We start from the raw sequence: 19,151 nt of genomic DNA on the forward strand, positions 1-19,151 counted from the left end.
CGGAAACGGTCGCCCCCCACCCACTACGGCACAAGGGTGCTCGACCACACCAGGAGGCAAAGTGAACGGCGATCGGGACGAGATCCGCGGGGGCTGGAACAAGCCCGTCGACGAGTCGTCCGACGCGGAGCCCGCCGAGATGACGGGTGAGTTCACCATCGACTACACCCCGCCCGCCTGGTACACGCAGAACGCGCCGGGGGACTCTTCGGGCGGCGCCGGAACACATCTCGCGCCGCCTCCGCCGCCCAGTGGAGCGCCGGTGACCGCGCCCGCACCGTCGGCCGGCGGCGGTTTCGACTCCGACTGGACTCCGGCCCCCCCCGCGCCCGCGCCGATTCCGGCCCAGTCCGCGGCGGGCGATGCCACGCCTTCCCCCGCACCGGGTGCGGGGGATTCCGCGGGTGCGTCGGACCCGTTCGGGGGCGGTGACGTGGAGAGCGGCTCGACCATGCGGTTCTCGCCGGCCGCGCTGAAGCGTCAGATCGCGGAGATCGAGGGGGGAGCGGCGGACGCGGCCGACGACGCCCCGGTGGCGCATACGGCTCCCGCACAGGCCGATGCCGGTGTCGGTGTCGGTGTCGGCGGTACGGGAGCGGGCGTGGCGCCCGGTTCCGATTCCGCGCACACGGCGGACGCCCCCACCGGTGATTCCGATGGTGCCGACGCCGCGGATTCCGCCGCCGAGGTCCGGGCAGATGTCCCGGGCGGCGCTGCCGACGGACCGCGGGACGCCATGCCCTCCGACGCCGTCGCGGATGCGGCACCCCAGGACGTACCGCCCGGCAACGCACCGCAGGGCGCCCCGGCTCCCGGCACGCCGAATCCCTGGGCCCCGGCGCCGCCGCAGGGCGGTGGCCTGCCGCCGCTGCCTCCCGCCTTCCAGCCCGCCGCACCGCAGCCCACCGCGCCCCAGTCCGCTCCGCAGTGGCCCGCTCCCGGCCCGACCGGCCAGGCGCCCGGCGGCTACGGATTCCCCCAGGCCGGGGCACCTCAGCAGCCCCAGCAGCCGCAGGCGCCTCTGCCGCCCCAGAGCGGCTACGGATTCCCGCAGCAGCCCGCTCCCCCGGCGCAGCAGACACCGGCACCGAGCGGCTACGGATTCCCTCAGACGCCTCAGACGCCGCCTCACACGCCCCAGCCGCCTCAAATGCCTCACGCGGCTCAGCAGCCCCTGCCGCCGCAGGCACCCCAGCCGGCCCAGCCGCCCCAGCAGTCCCAGCCGCCCCAGTGGCCCGCGCAGCAGGGCGTACCCCTGCCGCCGCAGGTCCCCCACGGCCCCCAGGCACCGCAGGCACCCCTGCCGCCGGCTCAGGCCACGCCCCATCTGCCCGCCCAGGTCACCCCGCAGCAGCCCGGCCAGCCCCAGCCTCCCCATCAGCAGCAACAGCACCCGCAACAGCCGCAGGGACAGCAGGGGCAGCCGCCGCAGGGAGCGCCCGTCGACCCGCGCACCGGTGGCGCCTGGCCCACCCCTGTCACCCACGACCAGCGCGAGCGTTCCGTGCCCGGCGCCCCGCTCGGGTACACGGCGGCCGTGGAACTCTCCTCCGACCGGCTGGTCCGGGGCAAGCAGAAGGCGAAGAGCAGTCGCACGCCGTCCGGCGCGTCCCGCTTCAAGCTGGGCGGCAAGAAGGAGGAGGCCGAGCGGCAGCGCAAGCTCGACCTGATCCGTACGCCCGTGCTGTCCTGCTACCGGATCGCGGTCATCAGCCTCAAGGGCGGTGTCGGCAAGACCACCACGACCACCGCCCTCGGCGCGACCCTGGCCACCGAGCGGCAGGACAAGATCCTCGCCATCGACGCGAACCCGGACGCGGGCACGCTCGGCCGCCGGGTGCGCCGCGAGACCGGTGCCACCATCCGTGACCTGGTCCAGGCGATCCCGTACCTCAACTCGTACATGGACATCCGCCGGTTCACCTCGCAGGCGCCCTCCGGCCTGGAGATCATCGCCAACGACGTGGACCCGGCGGTCTCCACGACCTTCAACGACGAGGACTACCGGCGCGCGATCGACGTGCTGGGCAAGCAGTACCCGATCATCCTCACCGACTCGGGCACCGGCCTGCTCTACAGCGCGATGCGCGGGGTGCTGGACCTCGCCGACCAGTTGATCATCATCTCGACCCCGTCGGTCGACGGTGCGTCCAGCGCGTCCACCACGCTGGACTGGCTCTCGGCGCACGGGTACGCGGACCTTGTGCAGCGCTCCATCACCGTCATCTCGGGGGTGCGCGAGACCGGCAAGATGATCAAGGTCGATGACATCGTGCAGCACTTCGAGACGCGCTGCCGCGGCGTGGTGGTCGTACCGTTCGACGAGCATCTGTCGGCCGGTGCCGAGGTCGACCTCGACATGATGCGCCCCAAGACCCGCGAGGCGTACTTCAACCTCTCCGCGATGGTCGCCGAGGACTTCTCCCGTGCCCAGCAGCAGCAGGGACTCTGGACCTCGAACGGCTCCAACCCGCCGCCGCAGTACGCCCCGCCGATGCCCGGCCAGCAGCAGTACGCCCCGCAGCAGCCGCAGCAGCCGTACGGGCAGCAGCAGCCGTACGGCGGCCAGCAGCCCCCGCAGCCGTACCCGCCGCAGCCCGGCCCCGGAGTGCAACAGAACGGCTGGCAGCAGTCGTTGCCCCCGCAGGCCCCGCCCGCCGCGGGCCCGGCAGGCCCGCAGCTGCCCCACCAGCAGCAGCCCGCCCTGCCGGGGCAGCCGGGTCAGCCCGGTCAGCCGGTCCCGCCCGAGCTGCAGGGTCCCGTCCCGCCCGCGGGATGGCAGCAGCAGCCGCCGTCAGCGCCTCAGCAGTAAGGCATCAGAGGTCTAAACCAATGAGGGCCCGCACCGTCTCCACGGTGCGGGCCCTTTGCGCATTCCCGCAGACCACACGCCGTTTCGATGACCGTTGACGCGGCTCGACCCCCGCTGATAAACCTTCGCTTCACCAGCTGGCGAACCACAGATCAACCCGCCTTCTCCGTGCGAGTCATGACGCGAGGTCCCTGACCATGGTCGAAAGAGTTCCACCACGCTCCGCCAAGCCACGCTCACGTCTGCGTGTCCTCCTGGCCTCCGGTGCCGCCGCACTGGCGCTGGCCGCCGGATCCATCGTCCCGGGTGTGCCGCTCGGCGCCGCGCCGCAGCAGGCACAGGCCGCCGACAGCGGAAAGTCGACACTGACCGTCGCCGTCGCACAGAGCGTCGACTCGCTGAGCCCGTTCCTCGCTCAGCGGCTCATGAGCACCAGCATCAGCCGGCTCATGTACGACTTCCTCACCAACTACGACCCCAAGGACAACCACGCGATCCCCGGCCTCGCCACCAAGTGGGAGCCGTCCGCGGACAAGTTGACCTGGACGTACACCATCCGTTCCGACTCCAAGTGGTCGGACGGGCAGCAGGCCACCGCCGAGGACGCGGCCTGGACGTTCAACAAGATGATGACCGACGAGGGCGCCGCGCAGGCCAACGGCAACTTCGTCGCGAACTTCAAGAAGGTGACGGCTCCCAGCCCGACGCAGCTGGTCATCCAGCTCAAGGAGCCGCAGGCCACCATGGCGGCACTCGATGTGCCGATAGTGCCCAAGCACGTCTGGGAGAAGGTCGGTGACTTCTCCAAGTTCAACAACGACAAGACGTTCCCGATCGTCGGCAACGGGCCGTTCATCCTGACCGACTACAAGGTCGACCAGTATGTGAAGCTCAAGGCCAACAAGGACTTCTGGCGCGGCAAGCCGAAGTTCGACGAGCTGGTCTTCAAGACGTACAAGGACCAGGACGCCGCCGTCGCCGCACTGCGCAAGGGCGAGGTCTCCTTCGTCGCCGGCTCCCCCGCGCTGACGCCCGCTCAGGCCGCCTCCCTCAAGGGCGAACAGAACGTCAAGGTCAACGAGGGTCCGGGCCGCCGCTTCTTCGCGCTGGCCACCAACCCGGGCGCGCAGACCAAGGACGGCAAGAAGTTCGGCAACGGCAACAAGGCCCTTCTCGACCAGAAGGTGCGCCAGGCCCTCTTCCTGTCCATCGACCGCAAGACCATCATCGACAAGGTCTTCCAGGGCCACGCCGTCGAGGGCCAGGGCTACATCCCGCCGCGCTTCTCCGCGTACCACTGGCAGCCGACCGCCGAGCAGAGCCTGGCGTACGACCCGGCCAAGGCCGCCAAGCTGCTCGACGAGGCGGGCTACGCGCTCAAGGGCGACCAGCGGGTCGGCAAGGACGGCAAGCCGCTCGACCTGCGCATCCTCTGCCATGCGACGGACCCGAACGACAAGGCGATCGGCAAGTACCTCAAGGAGTGGTGGGGCAAGCTCGGCATCGGCCTGAAGGTCGACTGCCTCGACGACGTCTCGGTGCCCTGGTACGCCGGTGAGTACGACCTCGCCTTCGACGGCTGGTCCGTCAACCCGGACCCCGACTTCGTGCTCGGCATCCACACCTGCGCAGCGCTGCCGGCCAAGGCGAAGGACAGCGCCTCCACCGACAACTTCATCTGCGACAAGAAGTACGACGAGCTCTACAAGAAGCAGCTCGCCGAGTACGACCCGGCCAAGCGTGCCGAGATCGTCAACCAGATGCAGTCGTGGCTCTACGACTCCGGGTACATGAGCGTCATCGCATACCCGAACGCGGTCGAGGCGTACCGCACCGACCAGATCAAGTCGATCACGACCATGCCCGAGGCGGCCGGCAACATCTACGGCCAGGACGGTTACTGGAGCTGGTGGTCCGCGGCTCCTGCGTCCGGTGACGGTTCGGACAGCTCCGGCGGGTCGGGCTCGACCGGCGTCGTCATCGGCATCATCGTGGTGGTCGTGGTGCTCGCCGGTGGCGGGCTGTTCATCGCGAAGCGCCGCCGCAACACGGCGGACGACCGCGAGTAATCACTCGGACGGGTCGAGAGAGGGGCCGACCGGGGAGCACCCGCCCCGTCGGCCGGCCCCTCCACGTGCAGCACGAGTAACGAGAGTTCCCCATGACAGCTGACAGCACTCCGGCGCTCGTGCAGATCGCGGACGCGGACACCGACGGCCCGGCTCAGGCCGGCCCGTCGGCCGCCCGCGGTCCACGGGCGCGCAACACCAAGGCATACCTCCAATACGTGGCGGCCAAGATCGCGGGAGCGGCGGTCTCGCTCTTCGCCGTCCTGGTCACCAGCTTCTTCCTCTTCCGGCTCATTCCCAGCGACCCGGTGAAGCAGATGACGGGCGGCCGGCCCGTATCCGCCGAACAACTCCAGTCGCTGAGGCACCAGTTCGGCCTCGACCAGCCGATGTGGCAGCAGTTCACGTCGTATGTGGGAGACGCCCTCACGGGCGACTTCGGCACCTCCTTCCAGTTCCACGCGCCGGTCATCGACAAGATCACCGAGGCGCTTCCGGCGACCCTGCTGCTCACCGGCACCTCGTACGTCCTCTACACCGCGCTCGGCATCTGGCTCGGCACCCGGACCGCCTGGCGCAACGGCTCCGTGAGCGACCGCTTCAACACCGCGTTCGCGCTGACGCTCTACTCGGTGCCGGCGTTCTGGCTGGGCCTGCTCCTGATCATCGTCTTCGCGGTGGGCATCGGCCCGATCCCCGGGATGTTCCCGACGGGCGGTCTGGAGTCGGGCAACGAGACCGGGTTCGCCTACGTCCTCGACGTGGCGCACCATCTGGTCCTGCCGGTGATCACGCTGGTCGCGGTCGGGTACGCGCAGACGCTCCTGGTGATGCGGTCCTCGCTGCTCGACGAGATGGGCAGCGACTATCTGACGACGGCCCGCGCGAAGGGGCTGCAGGACGATGTCGTACGCCGCAAGCACGCCGTGCCGAACGCGATGCTGCCGACCTTCACGCTGATGTTCGTGAACCTCGGGCATGTGGTCGCCGGACAGATCCTGGTCGAGACGGTGTTCTCCTGGCCGGGCCTCGGCGGCCTCTTCTACCAGGGGCTCAGCGTGCCCGATCTCCCACTCGTGCAAGGGCTGTTCTTCGTCTTCGCCACCGCGGTGATCCTGGCGAACACCCTTGCCGATGTGCTCTATCCGCTGCTCGATCCCCGGGTGGGCCGATGACGACCGAATCCATGCCCACGCCCACGAAGGCGGAGACCGCGCAGAATCCGCGCGCCCTGGCCCGCGCGCGCAAGCGCCGGTCCATGGCCCGCTTCTGGCGCGAGTACCGGGACCACCGGAGCGGACTGTGGGGGCTGGCCGCGCTCGTCACGATCGCGTTGGTCGCCCTGTTCGCGCCGCAGCTCGTCGGCGCCGACTCGCAGAGCGTCACCGGCGCCCCCGGCGGCGCGCTGGAGTCGCCGAGCGGTGAATTCCCGCTCGGTACCGACCAGTTCGGCCGCAGCGTGCTGGCGCTGCTGGTGTGGGGCACCCGGGTGTCGTTGACGGTCGGCCTGCTCGCGGCGTTCCTGTGTGTCGCCATCGGTACGGTCGTCGGCATCGTCGCGGGGCACTTCCACGGCTGGTACTCGACGGTTCTGATGCGGGTCACCGACTGGTTCCTGGTGATGCCGACCCTGGTCCTCGCCATCGCGCTCGCCACGGTGATGGACCGCTCGATGTGGACGGTCATCATCGCGATCGGGGTCACGACCTGGCCGACCACGGCCCGGCTGGTGCGGGCCCAGACGCTCGCCGTGGAGTCCCGCCCGTACATCGAGCGCGCCCGCGCGCTGGGCGGCGGCCACGGGCACATCATGGCCCGGCACGTGCTGCCGAACGTGATGCCGCTGGTGCTCGCGCAGACCACGCTGGTGATCTCCAGCGCGATCCTCACCGAGGCCACCCTGGCCTTCCTCGGTCTCAGCGACCCGACCACCACCTCCTGGGGCGGCATGCTCCAGGACGCCCGCGAGGCGGGCGCGGTCAGCGCGGGCGACTGGTGGTACCTGGCACCGCCCGGCATCGCCATCGCCCTGGTGGCCCTGGCGTTCACGCTGTGCGGCCGCGCCATCGAGTCCGTCCTCAATCCCAAGCTGGGGGTGGCCCGTTGAGCACGACGAGCATCCGCAAGGCGCCGCTTCTCGACGTACGGGACCTCACGGTGACGTACGCCGGCGGGGCGCAGGCCGTCCGTGGTGTGAACCTCTCGGTCGACGCGGGGCAGAAGCTCGGCATCGCCGGTGAGTCGGGGTGCGGGAAGTCGACGCTGGCGCTCGCGCTGCTGCGGCTGCTGCCCGCCGGCACGAAGGTCTCCGGCGAGATCCTGCTGAACGGCGAGGACGTCCTCACCATGAAGTGGGGCCAGGTCCGGGCGGTGCGCTGGGCCGGGGCGTCGATCGTCTTCCAGGGCGCGATGCACTCGCTCAACGCGGTGCACCGGATCGGGGAGCAGATCGCCGAACCGATCCTGCTGCACAAGAAGGCGACTCAGGCCGGGGCGGCGAAGAAGGCCGGCGAGCTGCTGGAGCAGGTGGGGCTGCCCGCCGCCCGCGCGTCCGCCTACCCGCACGAGCTCTCCGGCGGGCAGCGGCAGCGCGTGATGATCGCGATGGCGCTCGCCTGCGACCCGGGGCTGATCATCGCGGACGAGCCGACCACGGCTCTCGACGTGATGATCCAGGCCCAGATCCTGCGGCTGATCGAGCAGTTGGTGTCCGAGCAGGACCTCGGCCTGATCATGATCAGCCATGACCTCGCGGTGCTCTCGGACACCTGCGACCGGCTCGCGGTGATGTACGCGGGCCGGGTCGTGGAGGAGGGCCCGGCATCCGAGGTCTACGAGAACGCGCACCATCCGTACGGCAGGGCCCTGTCCGGCGCGTTCCCGCGCATCGGCGACCCGGCCTCCCGGTTCGCGCCCCGCGGGCTGCCCGGCGATCCGCCGGACCCGTCGGCGCTGCCCGGCGGCTGCACCTTCCACCCGCGCTGCCCGGTGGCCCTGGAGTCCTGCACGACCGAGGACCAGGAGCTGCGGGTCGCGGGGCCGGAGCGGCGGGCCGCCTGTGTACTGGTGGAGCCGGGGGCGGTCGCGGTCCCGGCCCTGCCGGGCGCCGAGGAAGCAAGGAGCACACCATGAGCACCACCACTCCCCTGCTCAGCGCCGAGGGGCTGAAGATCACCTTCCCCGGCCGGCGCGGGGCCGCCCCGGCGCGTGCCGTGGACAGTGTCGACCTGGACATCCACCCCGGCGAGATCGTCGCGCTGGTCGGCGAGTCGGGCTGCGGCAAGACGACGCTGGCGCGCTCCCTGCTGGGCCTGGTCCCGCCGACGTCCGGGCAGGTCACCTTCGGCGGCAAGCCGCTCGACTACGCGAGCCGGGCACTGAAGACGTACCGCAAGCGGGTCCAGCTGGTGCTCCAGGACCCCAGCGGTTCGCTCAACCCGAGGCACACGGTGTACGACGCCGTCGCCGAGGGCCTGCGGATCCACGGGTACGCCGGGGACGAGCGGGAGGCGGTCGCCGGGGCGCTGTCGCGGGCCGGGCTGCGGCCGCCGGAACGATTCTTCCTGCGGTATCCGCACGAGCTGTCCGGCGGTCAGCGCCAGCGGGTCGTGATCGCGGGCGCGCTGGTCCTGGAGCCCGAACTGATCGTGGCCGACGAGCCGGTGGCCTCGCTCGACGCCTCGGTGCGCGGCGAGATCCTCGCCCTGCTGCTCCGGCTGCGGGACGAACTGGGCCTGTCCGCGCTGGTGGTCACGCACGACCTCGGCCTGGCGTGGAACATCGCGGACCGGGTCGCGGTGATGTACCTCGGACGGATCGTGGAGACCGGCAAGGTGGAGGAGATCCTGACGGCTCCTCAGCATCCCTACACCCAGGCGCTGTTGTCGGTGCTTCCGGAGTCGGGGGACGAGCCGGTGATCCTGACCGGTGAGCCGCCGGACCCGTCCAGGGTGCCGTCCGGCTGCCGCTTCCATGCCCGCTGCCAGGTGCTCGCCTCGGGCGAGGCGGAACGGGCGGGCGTCGCGGAGGACTGCCGTACGAAGGATCTGCCGGTGCTCGCGGGCGGCGGGCGGACACAGGTGGCGTGCCACTGGGCCCTCGCCGCCGCGAAGGCCGGGACGTAGCGCGGCGGCGGTGCGACGACGCGGGGCCGGGACCGTCGAAACGGTTCCGGCCCCGGTCGGGTACGAGGCGGGGTTCAGCCGCGCTCGTTCGTACGCCTGGAGGTTCGGCCGCGCCCTCGCACGGCGGTGGTGCGGCCCTGCTCGGGTGCGCAGAGGTTCAGCCGCGCTCGTACGCGGAGATCAGCTCGCTGCACCGCTTCACATCGGCGGCCATCGCCACGAGCAGCTCGTCGATCGAGTCGAACTTCAGCATCCCGCGCACGTACGCCAGGAAGTCCACCGCGACATGGAGCCCGTACAGGTCGAGGCCGACGCGGTCGATCGCGTACGCCTCCACCGTCCGCTCCGTGCCGTCGAACTGCGGGTTCGTGCCGACCGAGATCGCGGCGGGCATCGCCTCGCCGTTCACGTCCAGCCAGCCCGCGTAGACGCCGTCGGCGGGGATCGCGGTGTGCGGCAGCGTCTCCACGTTGGCCGTGGGGAAGCCGAGCTCACGGCCGCGCTGCGCGCCGCGGACCACGATGCCCTCGACCCGGTGCGGGCGGCCCAGGATCTCGGCGGCGCCCGCGACATCGCCCTCGGCCACCAGTCGCCGGGTGAGGGTGGAGGAGAACGGCTCGCCGCCGCCCGCCTCGCCGCTCACATACAGGTCGATGACCTCGACGCGGTAGTCGTAGGTCTCACCGAACTCGGTGAGCAGCTGCACGTTCCCGGCCGCCTTGTGGCCGAAGCGGAAGTTCGGCCCCTCGATGACCAGCTGCGCGTGCAGCTTGTCGACGAGCACCTTCACGATGAAGTCGGCCGGCGCCAGCCTGGAGAACTCGGTGGTGAACGGCAGGATGAGCACCGCGTCCACCCCCAGCTCCGCCATCAGCTCGGCGCGCCGGTGGTGCGGGGCGAGCAGCGGCGGGTGGCTGCCGGGGCGTACGACCTCGCTGGGGTGCGGGTCGAAGGTCACCACGACCGACGGCACGCCCAGCTCACGGGCGCGCTCCACGGCCCGCCCGATGATCAGCTGGTGCCCGCGGTGCACCCCGTCATAGGAGCCGATGGTGACGACGCTGCGTCCCCAGTCCTGGGGGATGTCCTCCAAGCCACGCCAGCGCTGCACTCTGACCGCTCCTCGCCCGAACCTGTGTACGTGGGTTTGTCTCTTACGCAGGTCTAAGACTGCCATGCTCACGCCGCGCGGCCTGCATCGGCATCGTCTTCGGGCTTCCCAGCGCCTCCACGGTCCGCCGTGCGCTCGGACCGACGAGCGTCGCCCATTCCTGCGGGGCGTCGGCCAGCCACCCGGTGATCAGGGCGGCGAATCCGGGCAGTTCACGGGCGAGTTCGACCAGTCGGCGGTCGAAGCGGACCGCGCCCTCGGGGGTCCGGACCAGCAGTGTCCCGGTGCGGTGGACCAGGGCGCGGGTACGGGCGGGGGCACGCCCGCCGGAGCCGGCCGCGGCGGCCCGCAGCAACGCGTCGAGCACGGCCGGATCCCGGTGGGCCTCCTGCTCGAAGTCCAGCAGGACCTCCAGCAGCTGCTCCCGCAGCGGCCCGGAGGCGGGACTCCCGGGCGCGGCGAGCACCCCGGCGAGCGCGCCGCGTACCGGCGGCGGCACGGGGCGGTCCCGCAGCAGCCCGGTCACCAGGGGCAGCAGCAGGGCGCGGGCGGCCGGGCCGCGCTCCAGCCTCCGGTCGACGTACGAGGCCGGGTGCACGGCGTCGTCCGGGTGGCTGTCGATGTAGGCGCGCACGAGCCCGGCGGTGTGCAGGGCGAGCGCGGGGGCGTCGATCCCGGCCAGCGCGCACAGCGCCTCGCCCGCCCGGTCGTCCGGCCGGGTGAGCCGCTCCCGGAACGCGGTGAGCACCGGTTCCGGGTGGGAGGGCAGCGCGACGGCGAGCGCGTCGGCGGACGGACCGGACTCCCCCGCGACGAAGGCCCGGAGCGCCTGCGGGAGGTAACGGTCCCTGGTCCGCGGATCCTGTACGAGGAGGGCGAGCGCGGACCCGTGCAGGGCGGCGTCCGCCGGGCGGGCCAGCAGGGCCAGGGCCGATCCGCGCAGCAGCTCGCGATCGGCGTCGAGGGTGGCGTGCGCCGAGGTGATCAGCGCGTACGAGGCGGCGGCGGTGCGGCGGGCGCGCCGGTCCCCGTCGTGGGCCCAGCGGTGGACGGCCCGGCAGAGCGCGGCGGGCTCGTCCTCGGCCAGCGCGGTGAGCAGTTCCTCGGCCCGGGGGTGGGGGGTCGAGACGAGTGCGTCGGTCAGATCGTCGACGGCCAGGTCCCGGCGGGCGTAGAGGAGCGCCTGGGCGGCGGCTCCCACGGTCGGCCGCATCGCGTCCCCGTCCCCGGCGGGAAGCGGGCGCTCGTCGGTGAACCAGCCGCAGAGCAGTGGCTGCACGGTCCTGGGCCGGTCGACGAGCCGTCGCGCGACGGCATCCAGGAACCGCTCGCCGCCGTCGCCGTCGGGGTACGTGCCGCAGGAGCGGTCGCGGTCGCCGCGGGGCTCGCCGCGGGGCGGGCCGTCGGCGGGGACGAGACGCCGGAACAGATCGATCCGGTCCTCCTCGGGCAGCCTGAGCCGCCGCCAGAACCACGGCCCGAACGCGGCGTATGTCCCCGGGCCTCCCGGGGAGCCCGCGGCGGCCCGGCGCACGACCCGGCCGGCCAGGAGCCGCAGCACGCCGAGGTACGGCCGGGCATCGGGCACCCGGAGCAGGGTCTCCGAGAGCAGACGGACCGTCCACCAGCGGGCGTCGTGACGCGGTGCGCCGTTCTCCCCGTCGCGGCCGGGGGCGGTGCACAGGACCACGACGCCGGCCGCCCCCGCCCCCGCCTCCGCCGACAGCCGGTCCAGCGCCTCGATGAGGTCGGCCAGCTGGTGGGACAGGGCGGCGGGGCCCTGTCGGCGGCCCAGGAGCAGCAGGGCCTGGATCACCGGGCCGATGCGATGGCGCGGCACGGGCAGGGTGCGTGCCCCGGTCGCCGCCCGCGCCTGCACCGCCATGTCCGGCAGGTCCGCGCGGCCGGGCTCCGCTCGCGGCCCCGTGGGCACCGCGGCGGTCGCCTCGCGCCCCGTACACGGCCTCCTCGGCTGCGGAACACGGTGCTCGGCGCCCGTCGCCCCCGGCCCTCCACCCGGCCCCTCCTGCGCGTGCCAGCGGTGGACCAGCGCGTGCAGCGCCGCGTCCACGTCCAGGTGGGCGCCCTGCACCCAGTCCCCCAGCTCCTCGTGCGCGAAGCGGTATCCGGCGCCCGCCGGGACGAGCAGGCCCTCGGTGAGGACCGCCGACGCCCAGCCCGTGCGCCAGGGGAAGACCTCCTCGAACGCCGCCCGGCCCAACTCCCCCTGCCCGGGGCCCAGACAGCGCCGCGCCGCCTCGTGGACCTGCCCCGCCACGCGCGCGGCCAGCCTGCGGACCGCGCCGCCCCCCGGCGCCGGGCCGGACGCCGCTGCGATCCGGACCGCGATGCGCAGGCACATCAGGTCCAGGTGGGCGCCGAAGACCTGTTCGGTGTCGGGCTGCCCGGCGACGTCCCCCGGCAGCGCGGCGCGCACCTCCGCGAGCAGGCGCAGGGTGAGCGGGTGCCGGTCGTGGCCGGGGGCGAGCGCTTCGGGCGGGATGGCGTACCGCTCCTTGGCCTGTCCGGCCTGGCCTGCGGTGAGCTCGCCCAGGCGGACCGCGGAGGGCAGCCGTCCGGCCGGCCTGACGGGGCGGTGCAGCGCGCCGGGCGGACAGAGCGCACCGGCCTTCTCCCAGTGCTCGGGCCCACAGGCGATCACGAGCCGCGCCCCGTGCCCCCGCAGCCATTCGACGGTGGCGGCGGTCCACCGGGCCGGCTCGTGGGCCAGCGCGGGAGGCATCTCCTCGGGGCCGTCCAGCAGAACGAGCAGCGGGCTCCCGGACTCCTCGGCCAGCCGGGCCACCCGCTCGGGGGTGGCGCTCGCCATGTCGCCGTCGGCTCCGGCGGCGGTGACGATCCGCCCGGCCCGGCGCAGCGTACGGGCGACGGCGTCGGCGACCGAGGTGTCGTCGGCCAGCAGATCGGCGCCGCGCAGCCAGAGGGTGGGCGCGGGTACCGGGCCGCGCGCCCGGCGGGCGGTGAGTGCGGCCAGTTCGGTGGTGCGGCCGGTGCCCGGCGCTCCGACGAGACCGAGGACCACGGCGGGGCCGTCCGGTGCCGACGCGGCTCGGACCGGGCCCGCGAAGGCGGTGAACTCCGCGATGACGTCCGGTCGTTCGACCGGATCGGGCCAGGCGGCTGGGCCGTCCGCCGAGCCGAGCGAGGTCGCGGTGAGGTGCAGGGCGCCCGCGAGATTCAGATCGCGTCCGTATCCGGGAACGCTCGTCGCGTTGCGCCGCAGCAGGGCGTCGAGCGGGCCGCCGGTGCCCGCTTCCCGGAGCGGCACGGCGAACCCCGCGCCCGCGTGCCCGGCGCGCAGCGCACTGCCCAGCACGGCGATGACCGCGCCGCTCTCCGGATCGAGGACGGGACCGCCCACGGCCGCGCCGCCGAGCCGCAGGGCGTCCCTGCCGTCCGTACCGAGCGCCAGCTCCAGCGCCGCGCCGATCGGGTGGGAGCGGCCGTTCGCGGTGTACGTCACGTCGGCCGTGCCGAGCACCCGGGCCTCGCGCCAGCCGGGCGCGGCGATCGTCACATACGTACCGGCGTCGATCCGGTCCCGCCGGGCGATCGGTACCGGCTCCGCGCCCAGCTCTCCGGGCCCCGCCGTGTGCAGCAGGGCGAGATCCAGCTCGGGCAGCGCGGTGACGTCGTCGGCCTCGACGGTGCGGCTGCGACCGCCCGTTCCGTGCAGGACGAGCCGGGTGGCGCCGTCGACGGCTTCGTGACTGGTGAGTACCGTGCCGCGGTCGTCCGCGACGAATCCGGTCCCCCGCGGCCGGCCGGCCGGATCGCAGATACGTACCAGCGCTGCCCGGTCCCCGCTTCCCATGGTCCGACGTTAGGTCCGATGATCACCGCATGGGCCACTCGGAGTAAAAGCGCCCCCGAATGCACCCCCGTTTCACTCCGAGCGCCTGCCCATTGGGGTGAATTGATGGCGCCCGGTGGACAGACCATGTGGGGGGATCGTGGAGCGGGCGCAGGGACTGCCCCGCCCGCTCCACGATGCGGTCCCGAAGGACCGGTCCGCCCGTCAGGCGAATACGGCGAGGCTCTTGGCCTTGCCCTTCTGCTCCTCGACGAGGACCAGGAACCGCCCGTCGGGCCCGAAGACGCCGACCGGTCCCGGCGGGAAGGCCGGCATGTCCAGCCGTACGCCGTTCAGCAGCAGCTTGGCCCGCTTCTCGTCCACGTCCCAGCGGGGGAACGCCGAGGCGGCGGCCTCGGCCACCGGCATCACGGTCAGCTTCTCCTGGTGCTGGTCGAGCGTCCGCGCCGCGTCGAGGCCGTAGGGACCGACCCGGGTGCGCCGCAGCGCGGTCAGATGCCCGCCGACGCCGAGCCCGGCACCGAGGTCCCGGGCGATCGCACGGATATACGTACCCGAGGAGCAGACCACCGAGACGACCAGGTCGACGACCGGTGTGCCGTCCTCGGCGACCTCCGGGCGGACGTCGTAGACGCGGAAGGACGAGATCGTCACCGGCCGGGCCGGGATCTCGAACTCCTCGCCGCCGCGCACCCGCGCGTAGGACCGCTTGCCGTCGATCTTGATGGCGCTGACCTTGGACGGCACCTGCATGATCGGTCCGGTCAGGGCGGCGACCCCGGAGTCGATGCCGTCCCGGGTCACACCGGACGCGTCGGTGGACGAGGTGATCTCGCCCTCCGCGTCGTCCGTGATGGTGTCCTGGCCGAGCCGGATCGTGCCGAGGTACTCCTTCTCGGTCAGTGCGAGATGGCCCAGCAGCTTGGTGGCCTTCTCGACACCGAGCACGAGAACGCCGGTCGCCATCGGGTCCAGCGTGCCGGCGTGGCCGACCCGGCGGGTCCGGGCGATGCCGCGCATCTTGGCGACGACGTCGTGCGAAGTGAAGCCGGACGGCTTGTCGACGATGACAAGGCCGTCCGGCGTTTTCTGCGATGTCATTCGGAGGCGGCGTCCTCGTCGTTCTCGTCGTCCGCCTTGCGGTACGGGTCGGCACCACCGGCGTACGTGGCGCCCGAGGACGCCTCGCGCACCCGTGCGTCCGAGGCACGCGCCCGGTCGAGGAGGTCCTCGATCGCCTTGGCGTTGCCCGGCAGGGCGTCCGCCACGAAGGCCAGGGTGGGGGTGAACTTCGTCCCCGCCGCCGCTCCGACCGCCGAACGCAGGATGCCCTTGGCGCTCTCCAGACCGGCCGCGGCGCTCGCCCGCTCCTCGTCGTCGCCGTAGACCGTGTAGAAGACCGTGGCCTCCCGCAGGTCACCGGTGACCCGGGTGTCCGTGATAGTCACGTGCGTACCCAGACGCGGGTCCTTGATACCGCGCTGCAGTTTCTCGGCGACCACCTCCTGGATGAGGTCCGCCAGCTTCTTCGCCCGCGCGTTGTCGGCCACTGGTCCGTCTCCTTCTTCGCCTTGCTCAATCGTCTTCGTCGCTGTGTACCCGCCGTCGTACGGACAGCAGCTCCACTTCCGGGCGTGCGGCCACCAGCCGCTCGCACCGGTCCAGAACATCTGTGAGGTGTCCGGTGTCCCCGGAGACCACGGCAAGGCCGATCTCGGCCCTGCGATGGAGATCCTGACCGCCCACCTCCGCCGCGCTCACCGCGTATTTGCGCTGGAGCTCGGCGACGATCGGACGGACGACGGAGCGCTTCTCCTTCAACGACCGTACGTCGCCGAGAAGCAGATCGAAGGACAGTGTCCCCACATACATGTGTGTCCGGATGTCCCGCCGGTTCGGGTTCGCGCCCTGCCAGTGCTTGGCGGGGACACCAGAACCGTACACGGAACGGCCGGGGCCGATCGACGGAAATATGACCCGTCGACCGGCCCCGACTGTTGAAGAGAGATCCGGGGGTCTCCCCCGGAATTCCCCGTGGATCAGCCTCGCGGCTTCTCGCGCATCTCGTACGTCGCGATGACGTCGTCGATCTTGATGTCGTTGAAGTTTCCGAGGTTGATACCGCCCTCGAAGCCTTCGCGGATCTCGGTGACGTCGTCCTTGAAGCGGCGCAGACCGGAGATGTTGAGGTTCTCCGCGATGACCTTGCCATCGCGCAGCAGGCGCGCCTTGGTGTTGCGCTTGACCTCGCCGGAGCGGACCAGCACACCGGCGATGTTGCCCAGCTTGGACGAGCGGAAGATCTCGCGGATCTCCGCCGTACCGAGCTCGACCTCTTCGTACTCCGGCTTGAGCATGCCCTTGAGGGCCGCCTCGATCTCCTCGATGGCCTGGTAGATCACCGAGTAGTAGCGGACGTCGACGCCCTCGCGCTCCGCCATCTGCTGGGCACGCCCGGCAGCGCGGACGTTGAAGCCGATGACGATGGCGTCGGAGCCGGTCGCCAGGTCGATGTCCGACTCGGTGACCGCACCCACACCGCGGTGCAGGACCCGGATGTCGACCTCGTCGCCGACGTCGAGCTGGAGCAGCGAGGACTCGAGAGCCTCCACCGAACCGGACGCGTCGCCCTTGATGATGAGGTTGAGCTCCTGGACCAGACCGGCCTTGAGCGCCTCGTCCAGGTTCTCCAGGGAGAACCGGACACCCTTGCGGGCGAAGTTGGCGTTGCGCTCACGGGCGGCACGCTTCTCGGCGATCTGACGGGCCGTACGGTCCTCGTCGACCACCAGGAAGTTGTCGCCGGCACCCGGGACGTTGGTGAGACCGAGCACGAGGACGGGGGTCGACGGACCCGCTTCCTCGACGTTGTTGCCGTTGTCGTCGAGCATCGCCCGGACACGGCCGTACGCGTCGCCGACCACCATCGTGTCGCCGATGCGCAGCGTGCCGCGCTGGACCAGGACGGTCGAAACGGCACCGCGGCCGCGGTCGAGGTGGGACTCGATCGCAATACCCTGCGCGTCCTGCTCCGGGTTGGCCCGCAGGTCGAGCGAGGCGTCGGCGGTGAGGACGACGGCCTCCAGAAGAGCCTCGATGTTGAGGCCCTGCTTGGCGGAGATGTCGACGAACATCGTGTCGCCGCCGTACTCCTCGGCCACCAGACCGAACTCGGTGAGCTGACCGCGCACCTTGGTCGGGTCGGCGCCCTCGACGTCGATCTTGTTGACCGCGACCACGATCGGCACGTCGGCCGCCTTGGCGTGGTTCAGCGCCTCGATCGTCTGGGGCATCACACCGTCGTTCGCCGCCACCACGAGGATCGCGATGTCGGTGGACTTCGCACCACGGGCACGCATGGCGGTGAACGCCTCGTGACCGGGGGTGTCGATGAAGGTGATCCTGCGGTCCTCACCGTTGACCTCGGAGGAGACCTGGTACGCACCGATGTGCTGCGTGATGCCGCCGGCCTCGCCCGCGACCACGTTCGTCTTGCGGATCGCGTCCAGCAGTCGGGTCTTACCGTGGTCGACGTGACCCATGACGGTCACGACCGGCGGACGCGAGACCAGGGCCTCTTCGCCGCCCTCGTCCTCGCCGAACTCGATGTCGAAGGACTCGAGCAGCTCGCGGTCCTCCTCCTCGGGGCTGACGATCTCGAGGACGTAGTTCATCTCGTCCGCGAGCAGCTTGAGGGTGTCGTCGGAGACGGACTGCGTCGCCGTGACCATCTCGCCGAGGTTCATCATCACGGCGACGAGCGACGCCGGGTTGGCGTTGATCTTCTCCGCGAAGTCGGTGAGGGAGGCACCGCGCGACAGACGGACGGACTGTCCGTTGCCGCGAGGCAGCATGACGCCGCCCACCGACGGGGCCTGCATGGCCTCGTACTCCTGGCGCCTCTGCCGCTTCGACTTGCGACCACGACGCGCGGGACCGCCGGGACGGCCGAACGCACCCTGTGTGCCACCACGGCCACCGGGGCCGCCGGGACGTCCACCGAAGCCGGGACGACCGCCGAAGCCGCCGCCACCGCCGGGACGGCCCGCGCCGCCACCGCCGCCGCCACCGGGACGACCGGCGAAACCGCCACCGCCGCCGCCACCGGGACCGGCCGGACGGCCTGCGAAGCCACCGCCGCCGGGACGGCCTGCGCCGCCACCGCCGGGACGACCGCCGCCACCGGGACCACGGCCACCGCCGGGGCCACCACCGGGACGCGGGCCGGCAGCGGGACGCTGCGGCATCATGCCCGGGTTCGGACGGTTACCACCGGGGGCACCGCCCGGACGGGGAGCCTGCGGACGGGGCATGCCGCCCGGAGTCGGACGGGCACCGCCCTGACCCTGGGGACGCGGAGCGCCACCGGGGCCGCCCTGCGGACGCGGGGCGCCCGGACGGTCCTGGCCGCCACCGGGACGCGGGGCGCCGCCGGGACGGGGCGCCTGCGGACGGGCCATGCCCGTCGAGCCACCGGAGGTGAAGGGGTTGTTGCCCGGACGGGGACCGGCCGGGCGCGCGCCGCCCGGTCGCCCGGGGTGTGCGCCCTGGCCCGCGGGACGTGCGGGGCGGTCGCCGCCACGCTCGCCACCACGGCCGCCGTCGCGCTGGCCACCGTCACGCTGACCGCCGGCCGGGGCCGGACGGGCGGGACGGGGACCGGGGGTGGCACCCGCGGGACGCGGGGCCTGCTGCTGCGGGGCAGCCTGCTGGGCCGGAGCCGGAGCCGAGAACTCGGCGGCGGGCACCGGGGTCACCGGAGCGGGCTTGGGCGCGGGCTTCGGGCCCGGACGCGGGCCGGCAGACGGCGCGGAAGGCGCTGCGGGGGTGCTGCTCACCGGAGCGGCGGGGGCCGGCTTGGGGGCCGGGGCGCCGGGCTTCGGGGCAGCGGGACGTGCCGCAGCGGCCGGGGAGGGCGCTGCGGGCTTTGCGGGCGTCGCCTTGCGGGGCGCGCCAGGCTTTGCAGCGGACTTGCCGGCGTTGCCGCCGGGCCCCTGCAGTGCGTCAGTCAACTTGCGTACAACCGGCGCCTCGATCGTCGAGGACGCCGAACGGACGAATTCACCGAGTTCTTGGAGCTTGGCCATGACGACCTTGCTCTCGACGCCGAACTCCTTGGCGAGTTCGTATACCCGGACCTTAGCCACTTCGCTCCTTTTAGGTCCGGGTTACCGCCGGACCGTCGCTACTTCATGGGCGT

At 72.3% G+C, this 19,151-nt stretch carries 12 protein-coding genes; 6 read left to right on the forward strand and 6 right to left on the reverse strand.

Features of this window, described 5'->3' with window-relative positions:
• Nucleotides 1-61: 61 nt before the first annotated feature.
• The 6 genes from ACFV8T_RS40175 to ACFV8T_RS40200 all read left to right on the forward strand — a co-directional run bounded on the left by ACFV8T_RS40175 (nucleotide 62) and on the right by ACFV8T_RS40200 (nucleotide 9,005).
• Nucleotides 62-2,812 carry an SCO5717 family growth-regulating ATPase gene (locus ACFV8T_RS40175; protein WP_385337390.1) on the forward strand — a complete coding sequence of 917 codons (2,751 nt, stop codon included), beginning with the start codon at nucleotides 62-64 and terminating at the stop codon, nucleotides 2,810-2,812.
• A 197-nt stretch (nucleotides 2,813-3,009) separates the two neighbouring features.
• Complete coding sequence (locus ACFV8T_RS40180) at nucleotides 3,010-4,881, forward strand: ABC transporter substrate-binding protein (RefSeq protein WP_385337393.1); 1,872 nt, start codon at nucleotides 3,010-3,012, stop codon at nucleotides 4,879-4,881.
• 92 nt (nucleotides 4,882-4,973) lie between these two features.
• On the forward strand, nucleotides 4,974-6,056 hold the full coding sequence (locus ACFV8T_RS40185; protein WP_385337396.1) for an ABC transporter permease: 1,083 nt from the start codon (nucleotides 4,974-4,976) through the stop codon (nucleotides 6,054-6,056).
• The gene (locus ACFV8T_RS40190; protein WP_385337399.1) at nucleotides 6,053-6,988 is read left to right on the forward strand and encodes an ABC transporter permease; all 936 of its coding nucleotides are present in this window, start codon (nucleotides 6,053-6,055) and stop codon (nucleotides 6,986-6,988) included. Before ACFV8T_RS40185 ends, ACFV8T_RS40190 begins: the two co-directional genes overlap by 4 nt.
• Complete coding sequence (locus tag ACFV8T_RS40195) at nucleotides 6,985-8,013, forward strand: ABC transporter ATP-binding protein (protein WP_385337402.1); 1,029 nt, start codon at nucleotides 6,985-6,987, stop codon at nucleotides 8,011-8,013. The genes ACFV8T_RS40190 and ACFV8T_RS40195 overlap by 4 nt, the downstream gene beginning before the upstream one ends.
• Nucleotides 8,010-9,005 carry an oligopeptide/dipeptide ABC transporter ATP-binding protein gene (locus ACFV8T_RS40200; RefSeq protein WP_385337405.1) on the forward strand — a complete coding sequence of 332 codons (996 nt, stop codon included), beginning with the start codon at nucleotides 8,010-8,012 and terminating at the stop codon, nucleotides 9,003-9,005. The genes ACFV8T_RS40195 and ACFV8T_RS40200 overlap by 4 nt, the downstream gene beginning before the upstream one ends.
• A gap of 157 nt (nucleotides 9,006-9,162) precedes the next feature.
• Here the strand turns inward: ACFV8T_RS40200 and ACFV8T_RS40205 are convergent, their stop codons facing one another.
• The 6 genes from ACFV8T_RS40205 to infB all read right to left on the reverse strand — a co-directional run bounded on the left by ACFV8T_RS40205 (nucleotide 9,163) and on the right by infB (nucleotide 19,098).
• Entirely contained in the window at nucleotides 9,163-10,116 is a 954-nt protein-coding gene (locus ACFV8T_RS40205; protein ID WP_385337408.1) for a bifunctional riboflavin kinase/FAD synthetase, read from the reverse strand.
• A 43-nt stretch (nucleotides 10,117-10,159) separates the two neighbouring features.
• Nucleotides 10,160-13,951 (reverse strand): trypsin-like peptidase domain-containing protein, encoded by a 3,792-nt coding sequence (locus ACFV8T_RS40210; RefSeq protein ID WP_385337411.1) that lies wholly within the window; start codon nucleotides 13,949-13,951, stop codon nucleotides 10,160-10,162.
• A gap of 204 nt (nucleotides 13,952-14,155) precedes the next feature.
• Nucleotides 14,156-15,052, reverse strand: a complete 897-nt coding sequence (truB, locus tag ACFV8T_RS40215) for a tRNA pseudouridine(55) synthase TruB (protein ID WP_385337414.1) — start codon at nucleotides 15,050-15,052, stop codon at nucleotides 14,156-14,158.
• On the reverse strand, nucleotides 15,049-15,501 hold the full coding sequence (gene rbfA, locus ACFV8T_RS40220; RefSeq protein WP_266427452.1) for a 30S ribosome-binding factor RbfA: 453 nt from the start codon (nucleotides 15,499-15,501) through the stop codon (nucleotides 15,049-15,051). Before rbfA ends, truB begins: the two co-directional genes overlap by 4 nt.
• 25 nt (nucleotides 15,502-15,526) lie before the next feature.
• Entirely contained in the window at nucleotides 15,527-15,823 is a 297-nt protein-coding gene (locus tag ACFV8T_RS40225) for a DUF503 domain-containing protein (protein WP_266427449.1), read from the reverse strand.
• A gap of 167 nt (nucleotides 15,824-15,990) precedes the next feature.
• The gene (gene infB / locus ACFV8T_RS40230; RefSeq protein ID WP_385337417.1) at nucleotides 15,991-19,098 is read right to left on the reverse strand and encodes a translation initiation factor IF-2; all 3,108 of its coding nucleotides are present in this window, start codon (nucleotides 19,096-19,098) and stop codon (nucleotides 15,991-15,993) included.
• Between the last annotated feature and the right edge of the window lie 53 nt (nucleotides 19,099-19,151).

Source organism: Streptomyces sp. NPDC059832 (genome assembly GCF_042731715.1).
GTDB lineage: Bacteria > Actinomycetota > Actinomycetes > Streptomycetales > Streptomycetaceae > Streptomyces.